The organism is Comamonas squillarum (assembly GCF_025309455.1).
In the GTDB taxonomy this organism is placed as follows: Bacteria; Pseudomonadota; Gammaproteobacteria; order Burkholderiales; family Burkholderiaceae_C; genus Comamonas; species Comamonas squillarum.
The window spans coordinates 4858799-4881732 of record NZ_CP104377.1; the positions used below are offsets into that span (position 1 = coordinate 4858799).

Consider the following 22934-nt stretch of genomic DNA (forward strand, 5'->3'; position numbering starts at 1 on the left):
CACCAACCACTCCGCCAGCCACCATGCCCTTGCTCGACAGCCAACATGCCGATGAACTCAGCGCCTTGCTGGCGGTGTTCGATGCCGGCTCGTTTGTCGCAGCGGCCGCGCAGCTGCAGCGCCACCCGACGGTGCTGTCGCGCCGGCTGAGTGCGCTGGAGGCGCGGCTGGGGATTCGGCTGCTGGAGCGGTCCACGCGCCAACTGCGGTTTACCAGTGAGGGCCAGCATTTTGTGGCCCAGGTGCGCGAGGCCATGGCCTTGCTGGAACAGGCCCAGCGCCAGGCCAGCGAGGCCGCGGCGGTGGTGCGCGGATCGCTGCGGCTGTCGCTGCCGGCCAGCATGGGGCGGCGCTGGCTCAGCCCCATGGTGGCGGGGTTTGCCAAGGCCCACCCGCAGGTGGTGCTGGATGTGGAGTATGCCGAGCGCTTTGTCGACATCATCGGGGAGCGTTTTGATGCGGCGATCCGCATCGGCTCGCTGGCCGACAGCAGCCTGGTGGCGACCCGGCTGTGTGACCACCGGCGCCTGGTCTGCGCCGCGCCCAGCTATCTGGCAGCGCAAGGCTGGCCGCAAACGCCGCAGGACCTGGCCAGCCACCGCTGCCTGGGTTTTACCGGGCTGCGCAGCTACCCGCAGTGGCAGTTCTCGCGCGCGGGGGAATCCTGCACGGTCAGCATCCGCGCCAGCATGGTGAGCAATGACAACGAGGCCTTGCTGGTCGCCGCGCGCCAAGGGCTGGGCATCATTGCGGGCGGCGACTGGTTGCTGGGCCCCGAGGTGGCAGCGGGCCATCTGCAGGAGGTGCTGCCGCAGTGGCAGCTGCAGGCCGATGCCGGCATTTACCTGGTGCGGCCTTCCAGCCAGTGGCGCAGTGCCGCATCCAGCGCCTTGCGCGACTGGGTGATGGCGCATTTTGCGCAGGGCGCGCCCTGGCGCCAGCCAGAAGGCGCTGCTTGAGGAAGGGTCAGGCCAGCGCGTGGGCGGCGGCAATGCCGCTGCGCACGGCGCCTTCCAAGGTCGCGGGGTAGGGCCCGTCGATATAGTCGCCGCAGGCCAGCAGACCGGGTGCAATGGCCATGCCAGGGCGCTGCAGCCCAGGCGTGCAGGCAAAGGTGGCGCGCTTTTCCACAATGGTTTTGAGGGGCTGCAAGGCCAGGCCCAACTGGGCCTGTGCCTGGGCGATGACCTGCTGCTCGATCTCGGCGCGGTCGCCCTCGCTAGTACTGATGACAAAGGCCAGCAGGCCCGCCGGGTCACCCAGCTGGGCGCGGTCGAACACAAACTGCGCGGGCTGCAAAGGGCTGCTCTTTAGCGCCAGCCAGGGCGCAGTCAGGCTGTGGCCCTGGGCGTTGGGGGCCGGGTTCCAGGCGTAGACGGTGGCAATGGCGGTGTGTGCCAGGCGCTGGGCGTCGTCGGCCCAGGCCTGAGCCTCTGCCTGCTCGGGCGCTGACGGATCGGCAAAGGCCGCTTGCACCAGGCGCGCGGCCTCCCAGGCCGGGCAGGCCAGCAGAATCTGGTCATAACGCTGGCCGTTGACCCGCCAGCCGGACTCGGACCTGGCCAGCTGTTGCACCCGACCGCTCAGGTGGCAGTCATGGCCCCGGGCTTGCAGCCAGCTGGCGGCAGCATCGGGGAAGAGCCTGCCAAGGTCCACCAGCGGTAGCCAGAAATGCGAGCCTTTGTGGGTGGCAAACAGGCTGTCTTGCAGCACGCGCAGAAAGACCTGGCCGCTGGCTTCGTGCAGGGGCGTGTTCAGCGCCGAGATGCACAGCGGGTCAAAGAACTCTGCGAGCAGGCGCTGGGGCAGACCGGCGCAGAGATCGGCCACGCTGGCCTGCGGTGCGCAGCGAAAACCCTGGCGTTGCCAGGCGGCGGCGCGGCGCAGCAGTTGCAGGCGTTCGATCAGCGACCAGCCCCTGGCCGTGGCAATGCCGATCAGCGCATCCCAGGGCGGGGTGGTATCGGGAAACTGAATGCCCCGGCCGTCGGGGTAGCGCATGGCCAGTGGTCGCTTGATAAAGGACGCATCGGTGCTGACACCCACCCGCTCCATCAGCGCGCGGCAGGCGGTGTAGGCACCAATCAGAATGTGCTGGCCGTTGTCGACGGTGATCTCGTCGCCGCCGGGCAAGGCCAAGGCCAGACCGCGCGCGCGGCCGCCCCAGTGGGCGGAGGATTCCCAGACCGTCACCTGGTGGGCGCTGACCGCAGCGAGCTCGACGGCAGCGGCCATGCCGGCCCAGCCGCCGCCGATCACGGCGATACGTTGGCTGCGGTCCACTTACATGCGGCCCAGCGCTTGCATGCGCCAGGCCAGCCAGAGCTTGCGCAGGGGAGTCAGGCTCACGCGCTGGTGCAGCACCTGGAACTTGTCCTGCTCGATCTCGCGCAGCAAGGTGCGGTAGATGCTGGCCATCATCAGCCCGGGCTTTTGCGCGCGGTAATCGGCCTGCGGCAGCAGGGCCAGCGCCTCGTCATAGAGCTGGTGGGCGCGCTGGGCCTGAAAGCGCATCAGCGCTTCGAACCGGTCCGAGTACTTGCGGTTGAGCACCTCATGCGCCTTGACATCGAACTGCTGGAGCTCATTGACGGGCAGGTAGATGCGGCCGCGCATCGCGTCCTCGCCCACATCGCGAATGATGTTGGTGAGCTGGAACGCCAGGCCCAACTTGTGGGCGTACTGCGTGGTTTGCGGGCTGGTCTGGCCAAAGATGCGGGCTGCCACCTCGCCCACCACGCCTGCCACCAGGTGGCAGTAGCGCTGCAGGCCGGGAAAATCCAGATAGCGGGTTTGCTCCAGGTCCATCTGGCAGCCTTCGATCACCGCCAGCAGGTGCTCGGCCTGGATGGAGAAGGCGCTGGCATGGGGCATCAGTGCCTGCATGACCGGGTGGCTGGGCTGGCCGGCAAAGCTCTTGCGCACTTCGCTCTGCCACCAGGCCAGCTTGGTCGCTGCCACGCCCGGGTCGCTTACCTCGTCGACCACATCGTCGACCTCTCTGCAAAAGGCGTAGAAGGCGGTGATCGCTGCACGCCGGTCTTTGGGCAGGAAGAGGAAGGCATAGTAAAAGCTGCTGCCGGAGGCTGCGGCCTTGTTTTGAACATACTGCTGGGGCGTGGTCATAAGCGCCGTATTGTCCCATGGGCCGGATGCCCGGGAAGAGTACCCCAGCGACAGAGATGCAAGTCATCACGGCGCCTTGCCGGGCTCCTCTACATGCCTGGACAAGGCGTGCTGCACTGCCACGATGGCGGGGGTGAGTGCTTGCACAGCTTTGTTGACAATGCCTGCCGGAGTGGCTGGGGTGCGAATAAAAGGGAAAAATTATAAATAAATTCAAAGATCTTTTTCCATATGGCGGAAAGGCAGGGTGCGGCGGGACGGCGGATCGAAGTCTTTTGTTGCAATAGTTGTTGGGTATTGACATGTCGCTCTCCATATAATCGCTGTCGCCATTGAGCACAAGGGGAGATGCATGCCGCCCGGGCACCAGGACCAAAGCCAACAACAAGTCCGGGATCCCACACTGACGGCGGCATGTGTGGAGGGACGCTGCAGGCACCACGATTGACGGGGTGCCTGTGGCGGATCTTTCTGTATTGGATCTAGCGGGTACGGGCTGAGCACCATTGAGGGGTTCAGCCCGTTTTCCTTCTGGGTCTGTCAGCCATCGCGTGATGGGCCGCTTGCATAATGCTGCCATGCGCATACTCCTGGTAGAAGATGATCAGATGATTGGCGAAGTGGTGCTCGATGCACTGCGTGCCGAATCCTGGGCGGTCGATTGGGTCAAGGACGGGGCGATGGCGCAGACGGCGCTGGCGACTGCCGGCTACGACTTGGTGCTGCTGGACCTGGGCCTGCCCAGGGTGGATGGACTACAGGTGCTGCGCGAGATGCGCGCGCGCCAGGTCCGCATCCCCGTGCTGGTGGCCACCGCGCGCGATGCCATTGCAGAGCGCGTCGCGGGGCTCGATGCCGGTGCCGACGACTACATCATCAAACCCTATGACCTCGATGAGCTGCTGGCGCGCATCCGCGCGCTGCTGCGCCGCGCCAGCGGCCGGGCCGAGCCCGAGTACTGCTGGGGCCAAGTGCGCCTGGTGCCCGCCTCGCGCGAGGCCTTTGTGGCCGGCCAGCCGGTGCAGCTGTCGGCCCGTGAGTGGGCGGTGCTCGAGCCCTTGATCGCCCGGCCCGGCCGCGTGCTCTCGCGCGCACAGCTGGAAGAAAAGCTTTATTCCTGGCGCGATGACATCAGCAGCAATGCCGTCGAGGTCTATATCCACGGCGTGCGCAAAAAGCTCGGCGCCGATCTGATCCAGAATGTGCGCGGCCTGGGCTACCTGGTGCCGGTCGAGTCGCTGCCAAGCGGGGTGGCGCCTTGAGCCATGCGCTGCGGGCCGGGCGGCCTTTTTCGCTGCGCGCGCGGCTGATCTGGGCGCTGCTGGCCGTTGTGGTGGTGGCCGCGGGCCTGCAGGCTGTCAGCATCTACCGCACGGCGCGGGCGGAGACCGAGGCGCTGTTCGATGTGCAGATGCAGCGCATTGCGCTGGCGCTGTCGGCCGGGCTCGCGTCCGAGGTCGCGTCGGACGCGCTGGCCGATCCGCAGGCCAAGGCGCAGGACATGATTGTGCAGATCTGGCGCGCCGACGGCATCATGCTCTACCGCTCCAGCAACTCGCGCCTGCTGCCGCAGGTCGCCGTGCTGGGTTTCAGCGATGCGCGGGCGCACGGCGTGGCCTTTCGCATCTATGCGCTGCAGACGCCGACCCAGGTGATCCAGGTGGCGCAAGAAGCGGCATCGCGCGGCCAGATGGCGGGCAATGTGGCCTTGCGCTCCATCGTGCCGGTGCTGCTGTTGGCCCCGCTGATCATGCTGGTGGTGTGGTGGGTGGTGGCCCATACCTTGGCGCCGTTGGCGCGCACCCGCGCGCAACTGGCGGCGCGCCAGGCTGATGACCTCTCGCCGCTGGCCGATGCCGACCTGCCGCTGGAAGTGCAGCCCCTGGTGCAGGAGATGAACCTGCTGCTGGCGCGCTTGCAGGCGGCCTTTGATGCGCTGCAGCGCTTTGTAGGCGATGCTGCCCATGAGCTGCGCACACCGCTGGCGGCCTTGCGGCTGCAGGTGCAAGGCCTCGCCCGCGCGCCCGATGATGCCGCGCGGCGCGTGGCCAGCGAGCGGGTGATGGCCGGCATCGACCGGGCCACGCGCATGGTCGAGCAGTTGCTGCACCTGGCCCGCCAGGAGGCCGGGCAGATGCAGGCGGCGCCTGCGCAGCCGGTTGCGGTCGCTGCGCTATGCGAGATGGCGGTCGATGAACTGCAACCGCTGGCCCAGCAAGCCGGCTTGACCTTGCAGCACCAGCTGGACGACACCCTGGAGCCCGTGCAGGGCCAGGCCGATGCGCTGGGCCTGCTGCTGCGCAATCTGCTGGAAAACGCGCTGCGCTACACCCCCGCTGGTGGCCAAGTGCTGTGCCGCTGGTACGCCGATGCCGAGTGCCAGCGCGTGCTCAGCGTTGAAGACAGCGGGCCCGGTATCGCTCCCGAAGAGCGCGAGCGGGTTCTGGACCGCTTCTACCGCGTGCCCGGCACCACCGCGCATGGCAGCGGGCTGGGGCTGGCCATTGTCAGCGCGGTGGCGCGCCAACATGGTGCGCAGTTGCTGCTGGATGCATCTCCCAGCTTGGGTGGCCTGCGGGTGCGGGTGATTTTCTAAGCCCACACGGCGCAACTGATTCGTTGTAAATATCAGCTTATTCAATCTGCGAACTTCTAGGGTTAGCAGGGGGAGGGGGCTGTCGGTACCTAAGGGATAAAGGAGCGTAAACTTAGGAGACCGGCATGAACCCATGGAACATCGCGCTCAGTGCAGCGCTGTTGGGGGTGTGGGGCGCTGCAGCGCAGGCCCAGCCCAAGGCCTATCCGGAGCAGCCCATCAAGCTGGTGGTGGGCTATTCACCGGGTGGCTCGGTCGATATCGTGGCGCGCCAGTACGGGCAAAAGCTCTCCGAGCTTCTGGGCCAGAGCGTGATTGTCGAGAACAAGGCGGGCGCGAGCGGCACCCTGGCCGCCCATGCGGTCAAAAACGCAGCGCCCAATGGCTACACCCTGTACTTTGTGGCCAGCCCCACGATCAGCATCACGCCGGCGGTGACCAGCACCAGCTTTGACCCGGTGGCCGATTTCTTGCCCATCGGCTCGGTCGTCAAGTACACGAATGTGCTGCTGGTGGGCGCGCAGTCGCCGTTCAAGTCGCTGCAGGAGCTGGTGGCCTTTGGCAAGGACCAGCCGGGCCAGCTGAGCTATGCCTCGGCGGGCAATGGCTCGTCCAACCACCTCTCGGGCGTGCTGCTGGCCAAGTACGCGGGCATCACGATGACGCATGTGCCTTTCAAGGGCAATGCGCCGGCCATGGCCGAGCTGATGGCCAACCGCGTCTCCATCCTGTTCGATCTGAACACGACGGCTGTCACGCAGGTGCAGGGCGGCAGCGTGCGCGCGCTGGCACTGACATCGCCGCAGCGCAACCCGCAGTTGCCCCAGACGCCGACGATGGCCGAGTGCGGCTATCCCGACTTCAATTTCGAGGGCTGGATCGGCCTCTTGGCACCGGCCAAGACCGCGCCCGAGGTGGTCGAGGCGCTGGCCCAGGCCAACCAGAAAATCCTGGCCGATGCCCGCTTTGTCGCCGACATGGAGCGCTCGGGCTATGCCATCGACCCGGTCAGTACCGCTGATCTGAAAAAACGCATTGCCAGCGACTACGCCTTCTTCAAGCCATTGGCCCCGGACGTTCAGGCCAGCCAATAAAACCACTATGCCCCACACCTTCAATATCGGCGACCTGGTCGCCCAGTTCCTGCACGCCATCGGTACCGAGCTGGTCTTTGGCATCATCTCCGTGCACAACATACCGATCATGGACGGCATCGCGCGCCAGGGCGGCATCCGTGTGGTGATGACGCGCGGCGAGATGGGCGCGGCGCATATGGCCGATGGCTATGCCCGCCGCAGCGGCAAGCTGGGCGTGCTGGTCTCCAGCACCGGGCCGGGCGCGGCCAATACCGTGTCGGGCTTGCTGGAGGCCTCGTTTGCCTCCAGCCCGCTTTTGCATATCACCGGCCAGGTGCCGCGCAAGTTCTTGGGGCGCGATACCGGCGCCACCCACAATGTGCGCGACCAGCTGGGCATGCTGCAATCGGTCTGCAAGGCCAGCTACCGCATTGAGCGGGCTGAAGACGCGCTGCGCATCTTGCAGCAGGCGGCCAGCGAGGCGCTGACGGCGCCGATGGGGCCGGTCAGCATCGAGATTCCGATCGATGTGCAAAAGCAGCCCATCCCGCAGGCCGATGCGGACACCAGCCTGGCGCTGCCGACCCTGCCTGCGCGCCCCCGGGCCAGCGATGCCGATATCGCGCAGCTGGCCGAGCGCGTGCGGGCTGCGCGGCGGCCCATGCTCTGGGTGGGGCGCGGCGCCATCGATGGCGGCGCAGCGCTGCAGCAGCTGCTGGACAGGGGCTTTGGCATGGCATCGAGCTGGGCCGGGCGCGGCATCGTGCCCGAGGACCACCCTTGCAATCTGGGCGGCCTCAACGGCACCGGCGCGCCGGAGGTGATTGACTTCTACAAGACCGTGGACCTGATGCTCGTGGTGGGCTCGCGGCTGCGCGGCCAGGAGACCGTGGACCAAAGCCTGGCCTTGCCCGGCCAACGGGTGCAGATCGACCTGGACCCCGCGGCCGAAGGGCGCAGCTATGACTGCGCGCAGTTTGTCTGTGGTGATGCCCGCGATGTCTTGGAGCGCCTGGTCGCGGCGCTGGGCAATTACCAGGCCGAGCCCGGCTACCGCGCGCAATTTGCCGAGATGAAGCAGCGTGCCCGCCAGGCCTTTGCCCGCACCCTGGGCCCCTATGCCGGCTTTGCCGAGCAGCTCCGAAGCCAGCTGCCGCGCAACGCCGTCTGGGCGCGCGATATCACCGTCGCCAACTCCACCTGGGGCAACCGTTTGTTCGAGGTCTATGGCCCGCGCGATGCGATGCACCCGGTGGGCGCAGGCATTGGCCAGGGCCTGCCGCTGGGCATCGGCGCGGCCTTTGCCGCTCGTGGCGCCAAGACCGTGGTGCTGAGCGGTGATGCCGGCTTCATGATGAATGTCTGCGAGCTGTGGACCGCCATGCAGGAAGCGCTGGACATGCTGTTCATCGTCATGAACGACGCCGGTTACGGCGTCATCAAGCACATGCAGGATGCGAACTTTGGCGGCCGGCGCGTCTATGGCGATCTGGCGCCGCCGGACTTTGCGTTGCTGGCCCAGTCGGCGGGCATCGCCTACCGCAAGCTCAGTGAGGCCCATGGCTTGGCAGAGGCCGTGGCGCAGCTGGCGAGGCAACCCGGGCTGGCATTGCTGGAGGTCGATATGCTGGCCATTGGCGAGGCACCGCCGTATTTCCCCTACCAAAAGTCCTGAGGCCGAAAGTGAGGCGCGTCTAAGTTTCTTCTAAGTCTGGGCAGGCACATTAGCTCCATCGACCTCATGCAAGTGGTATTCAGGAGTACAAAATGTCTGTTCCTTCTTTTCAACTCGGTTCGCGCAAACTGGTGGCTGCCTTGCTGACGGCAGGGGTGTTGGGCGGCGTGGGTGCCTCTGCGCTGCAGCATGTGCAGTGGAGCGCCCATGCCCAAGGCGCGCCTGCGGTCATCGCCCAGTCCGCCCCGGCGGCCGCGCCCATGGTGAGCCTGCCCAATTTCAGCGCCATCACCCAGCAGGCCGGGCCTGCGGTGGTCAATATCAGTGTGCGCGGCACGCGCAAGGTCTCGGACGATGAGGACGACGGCGATGATGCCGATGCCGCACCCTCGGCCAACCGGGGCCAGCAGATCGACCCCAATGACCCGATGCTGCAGTTCTTCCGCCAGTTCGGCTTTGGCGTGCCCCAGCAAGGCATGCCGCGCGGCTTTGGCCGCCAGGTGCCGCAAGAGGTGCCGATGGCCGGCGAGGGGTCGGGCTTTATCATCAGCCCCGATGGCACCATCCTGACCAATGCCCACGTGGTCAAGGGGGCCAAGACGGTAACGGTCAAGCTCACCGACCGGCGCGAGTTCAAGGCCAAGGTGCTGGGCTCGGACCCCAAGACCGATATCGCGGTGATCAAGATCGATGCCAAGGATCTGCCAGTCGCCAAGATCGGTGACTCCAAGGCCATCCAGCAAGGCGAATGGGTGCTGGCCATTGGCTCGCCCTTTGGCTTTGAGAACTCGGTGACCGCCGGTGTTGTCAGTGCCAAGGGCCGTGCGCTGCCCGATGACAGCTCGGTGCCCTTTATCCAGACCGATGTGGCGATCAACCCCGGCAACTCCGGCGGGCCGCTGATCAATGCGCGGGGCGAGGTGGTGGGCATCAACTCGCAGATCTACAGCAAGAGTGGTGGCTACCAGGGCCTGTCCTTTGCGATCCCGATCGACCTGGCGGTCAACATCAAGGACCAGATCGTCTCGCACGGCAAGGTCGACCATGCGCGCCTGGGTGTCGTGATCCAGGAGGTCAACCAGGCCTTTGCCGATTCCTTCAAGCTGCCCAAGCCCGAAGGCGCCTTGGTTGCCAGTGTGGAAAAGGGCGGCCCCGCCGACAAGGCCGGCCTGCAGCCCGGCGATGTGATCACCGGCTACAACGGCCAGGCGATTGTCTCGTCCAACGACCTGCCTGCAGCCATTGCCACAGCGCGCCCCGGCACCCAGGCCGAGCTGCAGGTCTGGCGCGGCGGCAAGGCCACGACCTTGCAAGCCACCCTGGGCGGCAATGTCAGCAAGGGCGAGCAGGTGGCCGGCAACGAGAAGGTCGGCAAGGGCAAGCTGGGCCTGGCGCTGCGCGAGCTGACGCCCCAGGAAAAGCAGGCCAGCGGCAGCCAGCAGGGCTTGATCGTCGAGCAAGCGGCCGGGCCTGCGGCGCTCGCCGGTGTGCAGCCCGGTGACGTGGTGCTGTCCGTCAATGGCGCGGCGGTGAAAGGGATTGAGGATCTGCGCAAGCAGGTCGCCCAGTCCGACAAGTCGGTGGCGTTGCTGATCGAGCGCAATGGCCAGAAGATTTTTGTGCCGGTGCAGCTGGGTTAAGAAAGTTGAGAAAGGCTAGACCATGACCAACGTATTGCCCACGTGGGCCAAGGATGGCTGAGCCCTGAGCCGCCTGGCCGCCTGGCCGCAAGGCCCGTAAACACTCTCCTCGGGGGTTCCCATAACCCCTTTAGGCCGGATCGCAGGATTCGGCCTTTTTTTGTGGGGGCGGCAAGGGGGCGAATAGCGGGCGAACAGCGGCTCACATGCGCCAGGCGCGCCACAGCATCAGCGGCACATCGCCCTTGCCAATGGTGCGGCGCTGCCACAGGCTCTGGCCTTGCAGGGCTTCCACCTTGTCCAGAATGCGCAAGCCCCCTTGCACCACCAGGCGCAGCTCCCAGCCGGCGCGGCCGGGCACGCGGTGCACCAGCGGCGCGCCTTCTTCCATCAGGCGGCGCGCCCAGGCGGCCTGGTCCATCACCAACTGGCGCAGCGCCGGGCTGTCCTGGCGCTGCTGCATCGCGGCGGCGCTGATGCCGGCGGCCTGGCAGTCGGCATCATTGAGGTAGTAGCGGCCGCGCGGAATATCGACCCCCAGGTCCTGCCAGAAGTTGATCAGCTGCAGCGCGCTGCAGATGGCATCGCTCTGAGCGAGGGACGGGGCATCGTTCACGCCATACAGATGCAGCAGCAAGCGGCCCACTGGGTTGGCCGAGCGGCGGCAGTAGTCGAGCAGCTCGCTGCGGTCGGCATAGCGCGCGCCTTGGGCGGTTTTGTCGATGTCCTGCATGAAGGCGCTGATCAGGTCATCGAGCAGCGCCACCGGCAGCTGCCACTGCACGATGGCCGCCTGCAGCGGCGCGAACACGGCCTGCCAGCGCGCGAGCGGCGGTTGGCCCTGGGCGATATGGGCGAGCGCATCGCGGTAGGCCTGCAGCTCGGCCAGGCGGGCGGGGGCATCGGCATCGCCCTCGTCGGCAATGTCATCGGCCGTGCGCGCAAAGTGGTAGATGGCCGCAATGGGCGGGCGCAGCGCCGGTGGGCACAGCCAGGAGGCCACCGGAAAATTCTCGTAGTGGGTGACGGGCGTGGTCACAGCGGGCGTGGCGGCGGTCGCAGAAGGGGAGGGCGTGGAATCTTTCACAGCGCCGATGCTAGCGCATACCGCGCTGACCACAGGCAAGCATTGACAGCCGACATCGAACTGTCTAAATTAGTGACCGTTTGGTCATTAAGGATCCTCTGCATAGCGCTCCTCCGGGGTGTTTTGCAGAGGGTCCTTGCTGCGTCTCTCCCCTTTTTATCTGCCGGGCCAGGGTCTTCTTGGCCGCTTAACGCCCGATTGCACACCATGTCCCTACCTCTTCGAGCGCCCAGCGCACGTGCCGCAGTGCTGCTGCTGTCTATTGCTACCGTGGCCACATTGACGGCCTGTTCACGCCAGGAATCCCCGCCCGAGCCGATCCGGGCGGTCAAGCTGCAAACGGTGGGGGCGGCGCCCTTGCAGGCGCAGACGGCGTTTGCCGGCGATATCCGCGCCCGCACCGAGGCGCAGCTGGGCTTTCGGGTGGCGGGCAAGGTGCTCAGCCGCAACGTGGAGCTGGGTCAGGCCATCAAGCCCGGGCAGTTGCTGGCGCAGCTCGATGGCGCCGATTACGCGCTGGCCGCGCAAGGCGCGCAGGCCCAGGTGCAGGCGGCGACCACGCAGCGGGACCTGGAGGCGGCCAACTACCGCCGCTTCAAGGAACTGCGTGACAAGAACTTCATCAGCGCCGCGGAGATGGAGCGCCATGCGGCAGCGCTGAAATCGGCCCAGGCCCAGCTCGACCAGGCCAAGGCCAATGCGGCCAGCCAAAGCAACCAGACGGCCTATACCCGCCTGGTGTCCGATGTGGCGGGCGTCGTGACCGCCGTGAATGTGGAGCCCGGCCAGGTCGTGTCTGCCGGCACCCCGGTGCTGCGTGTGGCCAAGGATGGTGCGCGCGATGCCGTGTTTGCCGTGCCCGAAGACCGCATTGCCCATCTCAAGCCCGGCCAGCCGGTGCAGGTCAAGGTCTGGCCTGAGGAGCAGTCGCTGGGCGCCCATATCCGCGAAGTGGCCGCCAGCGCCGATGCTGCCACGCGCACCTACCAGGTCAAGGCCTCGCTGGATGCGGCGCCCAATGATGTGCTGCCCAAGCTGGGCGCCACCGTGACCGTGCTGCCGCCCGAGCGCGCTGCCGGCGCGGACAAGGCGAGCGATGTGATCAAGCTGCCGTTGTCGGCGCTGTGGGACAAGGCCGGCAGCAGCCAGGTCTGGGTGTTTGACCCGGCCAGCTCCACCGTGCAGCCCCAGGCAGTGGCGGTGGCGCGCATGGACGGCAATGACGCCGTGATCCAAAGCGGTCTGCACGCGGGGCAGCAGGTGGTGATTGCCGGCGTGCATGTGCTCAATGCCGGGCAGAAGGTGACGGTGTTCCAGTCCAAGTATGCGGCTGCTGCGCCTGCGCAAACCCAGGCCGATGCACCAGTGGTCAATGCGCCCGCCGCTGCGGATGCTGCGGCTCCTGCCGCCAAGCAGTAAGAGGTGGCCATGCAAACACCTCCGAACACGCCGCAAGGCGCTGCAACGTCCGCTTCGGCCCCCGAGCCCGATGGCGAGAAGCACAGCAGCAGCAAGGGCTTCAACCTCTCGCGCTGGGCGCTGCAGCATGTGCCGCTGACGCGCTACCTGCTCATCATGCTGCTGGTGCTGGGCATCGGTGCGTATTTTCAGCTGGGTCAGGATGAAGACCCGCCGTTCACCTTCCGCGCGATGGTGGTCTCGGCCGCATGGCCGGGCGCCACGGCCCAGCAGATGGCCGAGCAGGTGACCGACAAGGTCGAACGCACCTTGCAGGACGTGCCCAATGCCGACAAGATCGTCAGCTACTCCAAGCCCGGCGAGATGCTGGTCATCCTGAACCTGCGCGAAGACACGCGCCCACAGGATGTGCCGCAAACCTGGCTGGCGGTGCGCAAAAAGGTGGGCGATATGCGCGCCAGCTTGCCCCAGGGTGTGCTCGGCCCCTTCTACAACGATGACTTTGGCGATGTCTATGGCGTGATCTATGCGCTGCAGGGCGAGGGCTACAGCTACGCCGAGCTCAAGGAATATGCCGACAGCGTGCGCCAGAGCCTGCTGCGGGTCAAGGACGTGGCCAAGGTCGAACTCTTTGGCGTGCAGGATGAGAAGCTCTATATCGAGATCTCGCGCAGCAAGCTGGCCCAGCTGGGGCTGGACATGAACCAGGTCATCGCCCAGCTCGGCCAGCAAAACGCGGTGCAAAGCGGTGGCGAGGTGCAGGCCGGCGCCGACCGGGTGCAGGTCGAGGTGACGGGCGAGTTCCGCCAGTTGGACGACGTCAAGGCCATGCCGATCCGGGGGCCCAACGGCAACCAGCTCAAGCTGGGCGATATCGCCGACATCTACCGCAGCTACCTGGACCCGGCCAAGACCAAGGTGCATTTCCAGGGCCAGCCCACGGTGGCCCTGGGCATCTCGATGCGCAAGGGTGGCGATGTGATTGCACTGGGCAAGCACCTGCATGAGGCGGTGGACAAGATTGCGCCCACCCTGCCGGCCGGCCTGAGTCTGGAGAACGTGCAGGACCAGCCCAAGGCCGTGTCCACCTCGGTCAACGAGTTTGTGCGCGTGCTGATCGAGGCGGTGGTGATTGTGCTGGCCGTGAGCTTTGTGAGCCTGGGCATGCATATACGCAAGGGCAAGGACCCGCTGTGGCGCCGCATCACGCTGGACCCGCGCCCCGGGCTGGTGGTGGGTATCACCATTCCGCTGGTGCTCTGCGCCACCTTCCTGGCGATGTGGTACTGGGGCATTGGCCTGCACAAGGTCTCGCTGGGCTCGCTGATCATTGCGCTGGGCCTGTTGGTGGACGACGCCATCATTGCCGTCGAGATGATGGTGCGCAAGATGGAAGAGGGCTATGACAAGCTGAGCGCGGCCACCGCCGCCTATGACATCACCGCCAAGCCGATGCTGACAGGCACCTTGATCACGGCGGCGGGCTTTATGCCCATTGGCATCGCCAAGTCCACCACCGGCGAGTACACCTTTGCGATCTTTGCGGTGACGGTGATTGCGCTGGTCATCAGCTGGGTGGCCTCGGTCTACTTTGTGCCCTACCTGGGCACGGTGTTCCTGAAGAAGCCCAGGCATGCGCCGCAAGAGAGTGAGGGTGGTGAGGGCGGCGAGCATGCGATGTTCGACACTCCCTTCTACAACCGCTTCCGCCGCACCGTCTCCTGGTGCGTGGAGCACCGCTGGCTGACGATTGGCGCCACCGTGCTGGTGTTTGCGCTGGGTCTGTTTGGCATGAGCCGGGTCCAGCAGCAGTTCTTCCCCGACTCCAACCGCACCGAGATCCTGATGGATGTCTGGCTGCCCGAGGGCTCGAGCATGGCCGCCAACGAAGAGGTGACACGGCGCATCGAGCAGCGCATGCAGGGGCAGGACGGCATCGAGTCGGTCACCTCCTGGATCGGCTCGGGCGTGCCGCGCTTTTACCTGCCGCTGGACCAGATCTTCCCGCAGTCCAATGTGTCGCAGCTGATCCTGCTGCCCCACAACCTGGCCGACCGCGACCGCCTGATGAAGCGGCTGCCGACCTTGCTGGCCCAGGAGTTCCCGGAGGTGCGGGCCCGCGTCAAGCTGCTGCCCAGCGGCCCGCCGGTGCCCTACCCGGTGCAGTTCCGCGTGATGGGCCAGGACCCCAAGCTGCTGCGCACGCTCGCCAGCGAGGTGCGCGCCAAGCTGGAGGCATCGCCCGATATGCGCGGCGTCAACGACAACTGGAACGAGTCCATCAAGGTGCTGCGCCTGGAGGTGGACCAGAGCAAGGCGCGTGCGCTGGGTGTGAGCAACCAGAGCATTGCCCAGGCCACGCGCACCCAGCTGTCGGGCAATACCATCGGGCAGTTCCGCGAAGGCGACAAGCTGATCGACATGGTGCTGCGCCAGCCGGTGGACGAGCGCCAGGCCGTCACCGACGTGGGCAATGCCTATGTGGCCTCGAGCAGCGGCCAGGCCATCTTGCTGTCGCAGATTGCCAAGCCCAGCTTTGTCTGGGAGCCGGGTATTCTCTGGCGCCAGGGCCGGGAGTATGCGATCACCGTGCAAGGCGATGTGGCCGCCGGCCTGCAAGGCCCGACGGTGACGCAAAAGCTCTGGCCCGATCTGCAAAAGCTGCAGCAGGGCTGGGCCGACAAGGGCCTCAACCAATACCGCATCGAGATTGCCGGTGCGGTGGAAGAAAGCGCCAAGGGCTCGGACTCCATCATGGCGGGCATGCCGATCATGGTGTTCATCGTCTTCACCCTGCTGATGCTGCAGCTGCACAGCTTTAGCCGCTCGGTGCTGGTCTATATCACCGGTTTCCTGGGCATTGCGGGCGTGACGGCGGCATTGCTGCTGCTCAACCGGCCCTTTGGCTTTGTCGCCTTGCTGGGCGTGATCGCACTGATGGGCATGATCCAGCGCAACTCGGTGATCCTGATCGACCAGATTGAGGCCAACCATGCGGCGGGCCTGTCGACCTGGGATGCGATTGTCGAGGCCGCCACCCACCGGCTGCGCCCGATTGCGCTGACCGCTGCGGCTGCCGTGCTGGCGATGATTCCGCTGTCGCGCAGCATTTTCTGGGGGCCGATGGCCGTAGCCATCATGGGCGGCCTGGTCGTTGCGACGGTGCTGACCTTGCTGGCGCTGCCGGCGATGTATGCGGCCTGGTTCCGCGTGAAAAAGGAGCACAGCGAGGTGCCACTGTCGGCAGCGGTTTGAACCCGGTGTGGCAGAGGCCGGCCAGAGGCGGCCGGGCCCTTGCAACATGGACGGTTTTCGGCCGGTCTTGCTGAAAATGCCCATGCCTTGCATTAGAATCTTGGATTGACCTAAAAACAGGCGGGTTGGCTCACAAGCTGGCTGCAGCCGCAACCGCGCGGGTGGCGAAATTGGTAGACGCACCAGGTTTAGGTCCTGACGCCAGCAATGGTGTGGGGGTTCGAGTCCCCCCCCGCGCACCAAAATTTGATAGCAGAAGGTATAAGCACCGTCTGATTTTTTGCTGAATATGAGCCGAATTTCCTGCTGGAGATTCGGCTTTTTTGTTGGTGTTTGGCGCCAGCGGCTGCCGGCATCCGGGTTCTGACCCTGCAGCAAGACGGTATTGGCAGCCAGGAAAAGAGCTGGCTTTATATATAATGTTCGGTTTCGGTCGATGGCGCCTTGCGCTGCACCGCTTTCGTGACAACGCTGGTTTTTGCCACGTCACGCCTGGTGTTGCTTGCTACTGAATGCGCTGTCATCGTTTGATTTTTGGGTGTGCTGGGCTTAGGGCCAGTCGCCTATCTACTGGGACCCCAGGTTGTAAAACGGTGCCAATCCCCGTTGATGCCATCCCCGATGTGACACGGACAGTCCTCGCATCGGACGCAAGCTTTGCCGCTTGCAGGCTGGCTTCAATGGCGTTTGCACACCGTGGCCGGAAGGGTTCGTGCCTAACTAGGATTAACCATGGCAGTGAATGTTGAAACCCTTGAAAAGCTCGAGCGCAAAATTTCGCTGAGCTTGCCTCTCGCATCCGTGCAAACCGAAGTGGACAGCCGCCTCAAGCGCCTGGCCCGCACCGTGAAGATGGACGGCTTCCGTCCAGGCAAGGTGCCGATGAACGTGGTGGCACAGCGCTATGGCTATTCCGTGCAGTACGAAGTGCTCAACGAGAAGGTCGGCGAGGCTTTTGCCAAGGCCGCCAACGAAGCCGAGCTGCGCGTGGCCGGTCAGCCCAAGATCACTGAAAAAGAAGGCGCACCTGAGGGTGAGCTGGCATTTGACGCCGTGTTCGAAGTGTTCCCCGAAGTCAAGATCGGTGACCTGGCTTCCGCCGAAGTCGAGAAGCTGGCTGCCGACGTGGATGACGCTGCTATCGAAAAGACCATCGACATCCTGCGCAAGCAGCGTCGCACCTTCGCCCAGCGCCCAGCCGATACGGCTGCCGTGGACGGCGACCGCGTGACCGTGGACTTCGAAGGCAAGATCGACGGCGAACCCTTCGCTGGCGGCAAGGCTGAAGCCTTCCAGTTCCTGATCGGCGAAGGCCAGATGCTCAAGGAATTCGAAGACGCCGTGCGCGGCATGAAGACCGGCGAATCCAAGACTTTCCCCCTGGCATTCCCTGAGGACTACCACGGCAAGGAAGTGGCTGGCAAGACCGCCGACTTCCTGGTGACCGTCAAGAAGGTGGAAGCGGCCAACCTGCCCGAAGTGAACGAAGCACTGGCCAAGTCCCTGGGCATTGCTGACGGCTCCGTCGAAGGCCTGCGCGCTGACATCAAGAAGAACCTGGAGCGTGAAGTCAAGTTCCGCGTTCAGTCGCGCAACAAGCAAGCCGTGATGGAAGCCCTGGTGTCCAAGGCTGAGCTGGACCTGCCCAAGGCCAGCATCGACGCCGAAGTCGGCCGTCTGCTCGAAGGCGCCCGTGAAGAGCTCAAGCAACGCGGCATCAAGGACGCTGAAAAGGCGGAAATCCCTGCTGACGTGTTCCTGCCCCAAGCCGAGCGCCGCGTGCGTCTGGGCCTGGTGGTGGCCGAGCTGGTCAAGGCCAACAAGCTGGAAGCCACGCCTGAGCAGATCAAGGCCCACATCGACGAGCTGGCATCGAGCTACGAGAAGCCAGAAGACGTCGTGCGTTGGTACTTTGGCGACCGCCAGCGTCTGGCCGAAGTCGAAGCCGTTGTGATCGAAAACAACGTGACCGAATTCGTGCTGGGCAAGGCCAAGGTCAGCGACAAGACCGTGTCCTTCGACGAACTGATGGGCCAGCAAGGCTGATAGGACGCGCGCCGGGCGGCCATGGCCGCCAGCGCTGCCGCCAGCTACAAAACAGGGGCTTGTGCTTTTGGGCGCAGGCCCCATTTTATTGGGGTACAGTTAGCGCAGTCACAGTGCATTGACGCTAGCTTCCACCAATCCTGAACGGAGATGTAATGAGCGCACAAGATATTCAGAACTTGGGTTTGATCCCGATGGTGATCGAGCAATCGGGCCGTGGTGAGCGCTCGTTTGACATTTACTCGCGTCTGCTCAAGGACCGCGTGATTTTTCTGGTCGGTGAAGTCAACGACCAGACCGCCAACCTCGTGGTGGCCCAGCTGCTGTTCCTGGAAAGCGAAAACCCCGACAAGGAGATTTCGCTCTACATCAACTCGCCAGGCGGCAGCGTGACCGCTGGCATGGCCATCTATGACACCATGCAGTTCATCAAGCCGCAGGTCTCGACCATGTGCCTGGGCTTTGCTGCCAGCATGGGCGCTTTCCTGCTGGCCGCTGGCGAGAAGGGCAAGCGCTACTCGCTGCCCAACTCCAAGATCATGATCCACCAGGTGCTGGGCGGTGCCCGCGGCCAGGCCACGGACATCGAAATCCATGCCCGCGACATCATTCGCACCAAGGAGCAGATGAACCGCATCCTGGCAGACCGCACCGGTCAGCCTTATGACAAGGTCAAGGCCGATACCGAGCGCGATTACTTCATGACGGCGCCAGAAGCCCAGGAATACGGTTTGGTCGATACTGTGGTAGAAAAGCGCCCATAAGTAGGCTTTTCCGGATAAGCGGCCCCAACCCTACCGGTTGAGGCCGCTTTGTAGTTGGTTATCATTGTTTCCACATAGATTCGATTGAAGGCATTGCCCCCATGGCCGAGAAAAAAGGCTCATCCAGCGAAAAAACCCTGTACTGCTCCTTCTGCGGCAAGAGTCAGCACGAGGTGAAGAAACTCATTGCCGGACCGTCCGTGTTCATCTGCGATGAGTGCATCAACCTGTGCAATGACATCGTGCGCGACGAAGTGGCGGCAGAAGGCAAGGCGGGCGAGAAGGCCAAGGGCAATGATCTGCCGACACCGGCCGAGATCAAGGCCACCCTGGACAACTATGTCATCGGTCAGGATCCCGCCAAACGCACCCTGGCCGTGGCGGTGTACAACCACTACAAGCGCCTGGCGCACAAGGACAAGGCCGGCAAGGACGATGTGGAGCTGGCCAAGAGCAATATCTTGCTGATCGGCCCCACCGGCTCGGGCAAAACCTTGCTCGCCCAGACCCTCGCTCGCCAGCTGAACGTGCCCTTTGTGATGGCGGACGCCACCACGTTGACGGAAGCGGGCTATGTCGGCGAGGACGTCGAGAACATCGTGCAAAAGCTGCTGCAAAGCTGCAACTACGATGTCGAGCGTGCCCAGCGCGGTATCGTCTACATCGACGAAATCGACAAGATCACCCGCAAGGCGGACAACCCCTCGATCACCCGCGACGTATCGGGCGAAGGCGTGCAGCAGGCGCTGCTCAAGCTGATCGAAGGCACGATGGCCTCGATCCCGCCTCAGGGCGGGCGCAAGCACCCGAACCAGGATTTCCTGCAGGTCGACACAACCAATATCCTGTTCATCTGCGGCGGCGCCTTTGCTGGTCTGGAGAAGGTCATCGAGAACCGCTCCGAGGCCTCGGGCATCGGTTTTGGTGCCACCGTCAAGAGCAAGCAGCAGCGCTCCATCTCCGAGGCCTTCCGCGATATCGAGCCCGAAGACCTGATCAAGTTCGGCATCATCCCCGAGCTGGTGGGGCGTCTGCCCGTGGTCACGGCGCTGGCCGAGCTGTCGGAAGACGCGCTGGTGCAGATCCTGACCCAGCCCAAGAATGCGCTGGTCAAGCAGTACAACAAGCTGCTGGGCATGGAAGGCGTGGAGCTGGAAGTACGCCCGGACGCACTGACCGCGATTGCGAAGAAGGCGCTGGCCCGCAAGACCGGTGCCCGGGGGCTGCGCTCGATTCTGGAGCAATCGCTGATGACCACCATGTTTGACCTGCCCACCACCGACAACGTGGCCAAGGTCGTGGTCGAAGAAGCGACGATCAACGAAGGCAAGCCGCCCCTCCTGGTGTACCGGGAAGCGGCCAAGAAGGCCTGATGGGCCCGATGGCAGAGGCCGCTTGGACTCTGCCCTCTGTGTTTACCAGGATCGCCCGGCGCTGCCGGGCTGTATCCAAAGGGTTTGAGGGTGTCTTTCTGGCCTGCACCCGCCCTGGCCCCTGGTTTTTGATGGCCAAGGGTTGAAATATCGCTTTTACGGATCATCTTCGTAGAAGTTTCAAAAGGATTTTCATGTCCGACAACCAAACCCAATCCTCCCACCCCCTGGAATTGCCCATGCTCCCGCTGCGGGACGTGGTCGTGTTTCCGCACATGGTGATTCCGCTGTTCGTAGGCCGCCCCAAGAGCATCAAGGCGCTGGAGACGGCGATGGAAGGCGACCGCAAGATCATGCTGGTGGCCCAGAAGACGGCGGCCAAGGACGATCCCACCGTCAACGACATGTTCAGCGTTGGCTGCGTCTCGACGATTTTGCAGATGCTCAAGCTGCCCGATGGCACCGTCAAGGTGCTGGTCGAAGGCGTGCAGCGTGCCCAGGTGCAGGAAATCGCCGAAGGCGAGGACTACTTCACCGCGCAGATCGAGCCCGTGGAGCCCGGCGACAGCGCCGACAAGGCCAGCGAGATCGAGGCCTTGCGCCGCGCCGTGATGCAGCAGTTTGACCAGTACGTCAAGCTCAACAAGAAGATCCCATCCGAGATCCTGACCTCCATCTCCGGCATCGATGACGCAGGCCGCCTGGCTGACACCATCGCCGCCCACCTGCCGCTCAAGCTCGAGAACAAGCAGGCCGTGCTGGAGCTGCAAAAGGTGCAGGACCGCCTGGAAAACCTGTACGACCAGCTTGAGCGCGAGGTCGACATCCTCAATGTCGACAAGAAGATCCGTGGCCGCGTCAAAAAGCAGATGGAAAAGAGCCAGCGCGACTTCTACCTCAACGAGCAGGTCAAGGCGATCCAGAAGGAACTGGGCGAGGGCGAAGACGGCGCCGACCTGGAAGACCTGGAAAAGAAGATCAAGCTCGCCAAGATGACGCAGGATGCGCGCAAGAAGGCCGAGGGCGAGCTCAAGAAGCTCAAGCTGATGTCGCCGATGTCGGCCGAGGCCTCGGTGGTGCGCAACTACATTGAGACGCTGGTGAATCTGCCCTGGGGCAAGAAGACCAAGGTCAAGAAGGACCTGGTCATCGCCGAGGATGTGCTTAACGAAGACCACTATGGCCTCGACAAGGTCAAGGACCGCATTCTTGAGTACCTCGCGGTGCAGCAGCGCGTGGACAAGGTCAAGGCACCGATTCTGTGCCTGGTCGGCCCGCCTGGCGTGGGCAAGACCTCGCTGGGCCAGTCGATTGCCAAGGCGACCGGGCGCAAGTATGTGCGCATGGCGCTGGGCGGCATGCGCGACGAGGCCGAGATCCGCGGTCACCGCCGCACCTACATCGGCGCGATGCCCGGCAAGGTGCTGCAGAACCTGTCCAAGGTCGGCACGCGCAATCCACTGTTCCTGCTCGACGAAATCGACAAGCTGGGCATGGACTTCCGGGGCGATCCTTCGAGCGCCTTGCTGGAAGTGCTCGACCCCGAGCAGAACAGCAAGTTTGGCGACCACTATGTAGAGGTCGATTTCGACCTCAGCGATGTGATGTTTGTCGCTACCTCGAACTCGATGAACATACCGCCAGCCTTGCTGGACCGGATGGAAGTGATCCGCCTGGCCGGTTACACCGAGGACGAGAAGACCAATATCGCGATGCGCTACCTGCTGCCCAAGCAGATCGAGAACAACGGCGTCAAGGCCGGTGAACTGGAGCTGCGCGAGGACGCCGTGCGCGACATCGTGCGCTACTACACCCGCGAAGCCGGTGTGCGTTCGCTCGAGCGTGAGCTGTCCAAGATCTGCCGCAAGGTGGTCAAGAACATCCAGCTGGGCAAGGCGCAGGCACCGGTGCAGGTGACGGCCGACAACCTGCCCGACTACCTGGGTGTGCGCAAGTTCAGCTACGGCCATGCCGAGCAGAAGAACCAGGTCGGTCAGGTCGTGGGCCTGGCATGGACCGAGGTGGGCGGCGATCTGCTGACCATTGAAGCGGCTGCCATGCCCGGCAAGGGCGTCATCAACCGCACAGGCTCGCTGGGCGATGTGATGAAGGAATCGGTCGAAGCGGCCCGCACCGTGGTGCGCAGCCGGGCCCGTTCGCTGGGTATCCGCGATGACGTGTTCGAAAAGCGCGACATCCACATCCACGTGCCCGATGGCGCCACCCCCAAGGATGGCCCCAGCGCTGGTGCGGCGATGACGACGGCGCTGGTGTCGGTGCTGACCGGTATCCCCGTGCGTGCCGATGTGGCGATGACCGGCGAGATTACCTTGCGCGGTGAAGTCACCGCCATTGGTGGCCTGAAGGAAAAGCTGCTGGCCGCGCTGCGTGGCGGTATCAAGACCGTGATGATCCCGGAAGAGAATGTCAAGGACTTGGCCGAGATCCCCGACAACGTCAAGAGCGGTCTGGAGATCGTGCCGGTGCGCTGGATCGACAAGGTGCTGGAAGTGGCGCTGGAAGTCACTCCCACACCGTTGAGTGACAGCGATGTGCCTGCCGCCGAGCCGGTGCCCGTGGTGCCTGCTGTGGCCGTTGCGGCAACGGCCGCCAAGGCGGCACCTGCGCGCCGCTCGCGTGCCGTCAAGCACTAGATCGGCTACTGGTCTGCACGGAAAACCGGCCCGTCATCAAAAACGGGCCGGTTTGCCAAAAAGACCAAAAAATATGCGTTACAATGCATACCATCGCGGAGCCCGGTATATAATAGCGGACTTCCGGTAAAGCGGATACGCGGGAATAGCTCAGTTGGTAGAGCGATACCTTGCCAAGGTATAGGTCGACGGTTCGAACCCGTTTTCCCGCTCCAAATTGGCT

At 64.4% G+C, this 22934-nt stretch carries 15 protein-coding genes and 2 tRNA genes; 14 read left to right on the top strand and 3 right to left on the bottom strand.

What is annotated here, in order from left to right; translation table 11 throughout:
- Positions 1-23: 23 nt before the first annotated feature.
- Entirely contained in the window at positions 24-959 is a 936-nt protein-coding gene (locus N4T19_RS22120; RefSeq protein WP_116924815.1) for a LysR family transcriptional regulator, read from the top strand.
- A 7-nt stretch (positions 960-966) separates the two neighbouring features.
- On the opposite strand, the gene hpnE is transcribed toward N4T19_RS22120, so the two are convergent.
- Both hpnE and hpnD read right to left on the bottom strand, forming a co-directional pair.
- Positions 967-2283: a hydroxysqualene dehydroxylase HpnE gene (gene hpnE / locus N4T19_RS22125; protein ID WP_260719019.1), complete on the bottom strand. Its 1317-nt coding sequence runs from the start codon at positions 2281-2283 to the stop codon at positions 967-969.
- The gene (hpnD, locus tag N4T19_RS22130) at positions 2284-3126 is read right to left on the bottom strand and encodes a presqualene diphosphate synthase HpnD (protein WP_116924816.1); all 843 of its coding nucleotides are present in this window, start codon (positions 3124-3126) and stop codon (positions 2284-2286) included.
- A gap of 578 nt (positions 3127-3704) precedes the next feature.
- Here hpnD and N4T19_RS22135 point away from each other — a divergent pair.
- From N4T19_RS22135 to N4T19_RS22155, 5 genes are all read left to right on the top strand, one after another.
- Positions 3705-4388 carry a response regulator gene (locus N4T19_RS22135; protein WP_116924932.1) on the top strand — a complete coding sequence of 228 codons (684 nt, stop codon included), beginning with the start codon at positions 3705-3707 and terminating at the stop codon, positions 4386-4388.
- A complete protein-coding gene (locus N4T19_RS22140) occupies positions 4385-5722 on the top strand; it encodes an ATP-binding protein (protein ID WP_243419248.1) in 1338 nt (445 codons plus the stop codon). Before N4T19_RS22135 ends, N4T19_RS22140 begins: the two co-directional genes overlap by 4 nt.
- Positions 5723-5847: 125 nt before the next feature.
- Complete coding sequence (locus N4T19_RS22145) at positions 5848-6816, top strand: Bug family tripartite tricarboxylate transporter substrate binding protein (protein ID WP_260719020.1); 969 nt, start codon at positions 5848-5850, stop codon at positions 6814-6816.
- 7 nt (positions 6817-6823) lie between these two features.
- Positions 6824-8473, top strand: a complete 1650-nt coding sequence (locus N4T19_RS22150) for a thiamine pyrophosphate-binding protein (protein WP_260719021.1) — start codon at positions 6824-6826, stop codon at positions 8471-8473.
- A 92-nt stretch (positions 8474-8565) separates the two neighbouring features.
- A complete protein-coding gene (locus N4T19_RS22155; protein WP_116924819.1) occupies positions 8566-10113 on the top strand; it encodes a DegQ family serine endoprotease in 1548 nt (515 codons plus the stop codon).
- Between the two features lie 202 nt (positions 10114-10315).
- On the opposite strand, the gene hpnC is transcribed toward N4T19_RS22155, so the two are convergent.
- Positions 10316-11200: a squalene synthase HpnC gene (hpnC, locus tag N4T19_RS22160; protein WP_243419249.1), complete on the bottom strand. Its 885-nt coding sequence runs from the start codon at positions 11198-11200 to the stop codon at positions 10316-10318.
- A gap of 207 nt (positions 11201-11407) precedes the next feature.
- Between hpnC and N4T19_RS22165 the strand changes: the two genes are divergently transcribed.
- The 8 genes from N4T19_RS22165 (at position 11408) to N4T19_RS22200 (ending at position 22926) form a co-directional block, all read left to right on the top strand.
- The gene (locus N4T19_RS22165) at positions 11408-12619 is read left to right on the top strand and encodes an efflux RND transporter periplasmic adaptor subunit (RefSeq protein ID WP_260719022.1); all 1212 of its coding nucleotides are present in this window, start codon (positions 11408-11410) and stop codon (positions 12617-12619) included.
- A 9-nt stretch (positions 12620-12628) separates the two neighbouring features.
- A complete protein-coding gene (locus N4T19_RS22170) occupies positions 12629-15874 on the top strand; it encodes an efflux RND transporter permease subunit (protein ID WP_260719023.1) in 3246 nt (1081 codons plus the stop codon).
- Between the two features lie 155 nt (positions 15875-16029).
- Positions 16030-16116: transfer RNA gene (locus N4T19_RS22175), tRNA-Leu, on the top strand.
- Positions 16117-16606: 490 nt separating this feature from the next.
- The gene (gene tig / locus N4T19_RS22180) at positions 16607-17920 is read left to right on the top strand and encodes a trigger factor (RefSeq protein WP_021027444.1); all 1314 of its coding nucleotides are present in this window, start codon (positions 16607-16609) and stop codon (positions 17918-17920) included.
- A 155-nt stretch (positions 17921-18075) separates the two neighbouring features.
- Positions 18076-18684 carry an ATP-dependent Clp endopeptidase proteolytic subunit ClpP gene (gene clpP / locus N4T19_RS22185; protein ID WP_021027443.1) on the top strand — a complete coding sequence of 203 codons (609 nt, stop codon included), beginning with the start codon at positions 18076-18078 and terminating at the stop codon, positions 18682-18684.
- Between the two features lie 101 nt (positions 18685-18785).
- Positions 18786-20057, top strand: coding sequence for an ATP-dependent Clp protease ATP-binding subunit ClpX (gene clpX, locus N4T19_RS22190; protein ID WP_260719024.1), 1272 nt, complete (start codon positions 18786-18788; stop codon positions 20055-20057).
- Positions 20058-20251: 194 nt separating this feature from the next.
- Entirely contained in the window at positions 20252-22711 is a 2460-nt protein-coding gene (gene lon, locus N4T19_RS22195) for an endopeptidase La (RefSeq protein WP_182345170.1), read from the top strand.
- A gap of 139 nt (positions 22712-22850) precedes the next feature.
- Positions 22851-22926 (top strand) — tRNA-Gly (locus tag N4T19_RS22200).
- The last annotated feature ends 8 nt before the right edge of the window (positions 22927-22934 follow it).

Coding starts and splice junctions, on each gene's coding strand:
- hpnD (WP_116924816.1), bottom strand. CDS start 3,126: ATGACCACGCCCCAGCAGTATGTTCAAAACAAGGCCGCAGCCTCCGGC.
- N4T19_RS22170 (WP_260719023.1), top strand. CDS start 12,629: ATGCAAACACCTCCGAACACGCCGCAAGGCGCTGCAACGTCCGCTTCG.
- clpX (WP_260719024.1), top strand. CDS start 18,786: ATGGCCGAGAAAAAAGGCTCATCCAGCGAAAAAACCCTGTACTGCTCC.
- N4T19_RS22135 (WP_116924932.1), top strand. CDS start 3,705: ATGCGCATACTCCTGGTAGAAGATGATCAGATGATTGGCGAAGTGGTG.
- clpP (WP_021027443.1), top strand. CDS start 18,076: ATGAGCGCACAAGATATTCAGAACTTGGGTTTGATCCCGATGGTGATC.
- N4T19_RS22145 (WP_260719020.1), top strand. CDS start 5,848: ATGAACCCATGGAACATCGCGCTCAGTGCAGCGCTGTTGGGGGTGTGG.
- N4T19_RS22120 (WP_116924815.1), top strand. CDS start 24: ATGCCCTTGCTCGACAGCCAACATGCCGATGAACTCAGCGCCTTGCTG.
- lon (WP_182345170.1), top strand. CDS start 20,252: ATGTCCGACAACCAAACCCAATCCTCCCACCCCCTGGAATTGCCCATG.
- N4T19_RS22150 (WP_260719021.1), top strand. CDS start 6,824: ATGCCCCACACCTTCAATATCGGCGACCTGGTCGCCCAGTTCCTGCAC.
- tig (WP_021027444.1), top strand. CDS start 16,607: ATGGCAGTGAATGTTGAAACCCTTGAAAAGCTCGAGCGCAAAATTTCG.
- N4T19_RS22155 (WP_116924819.1), top strand. CDS start 8,566: ATGTCTGTTCCTTCTTTTCAACTCGGTTCGCGCAAACTGGTGGCTGCC.
- N4T19_RS22165 (WP_260719022.1), top strand. CDS start 11,408: ATGTCCCTACCTCTTCGAGCGCCCAGCGCACGTGCCGCAGTGCTGCTG.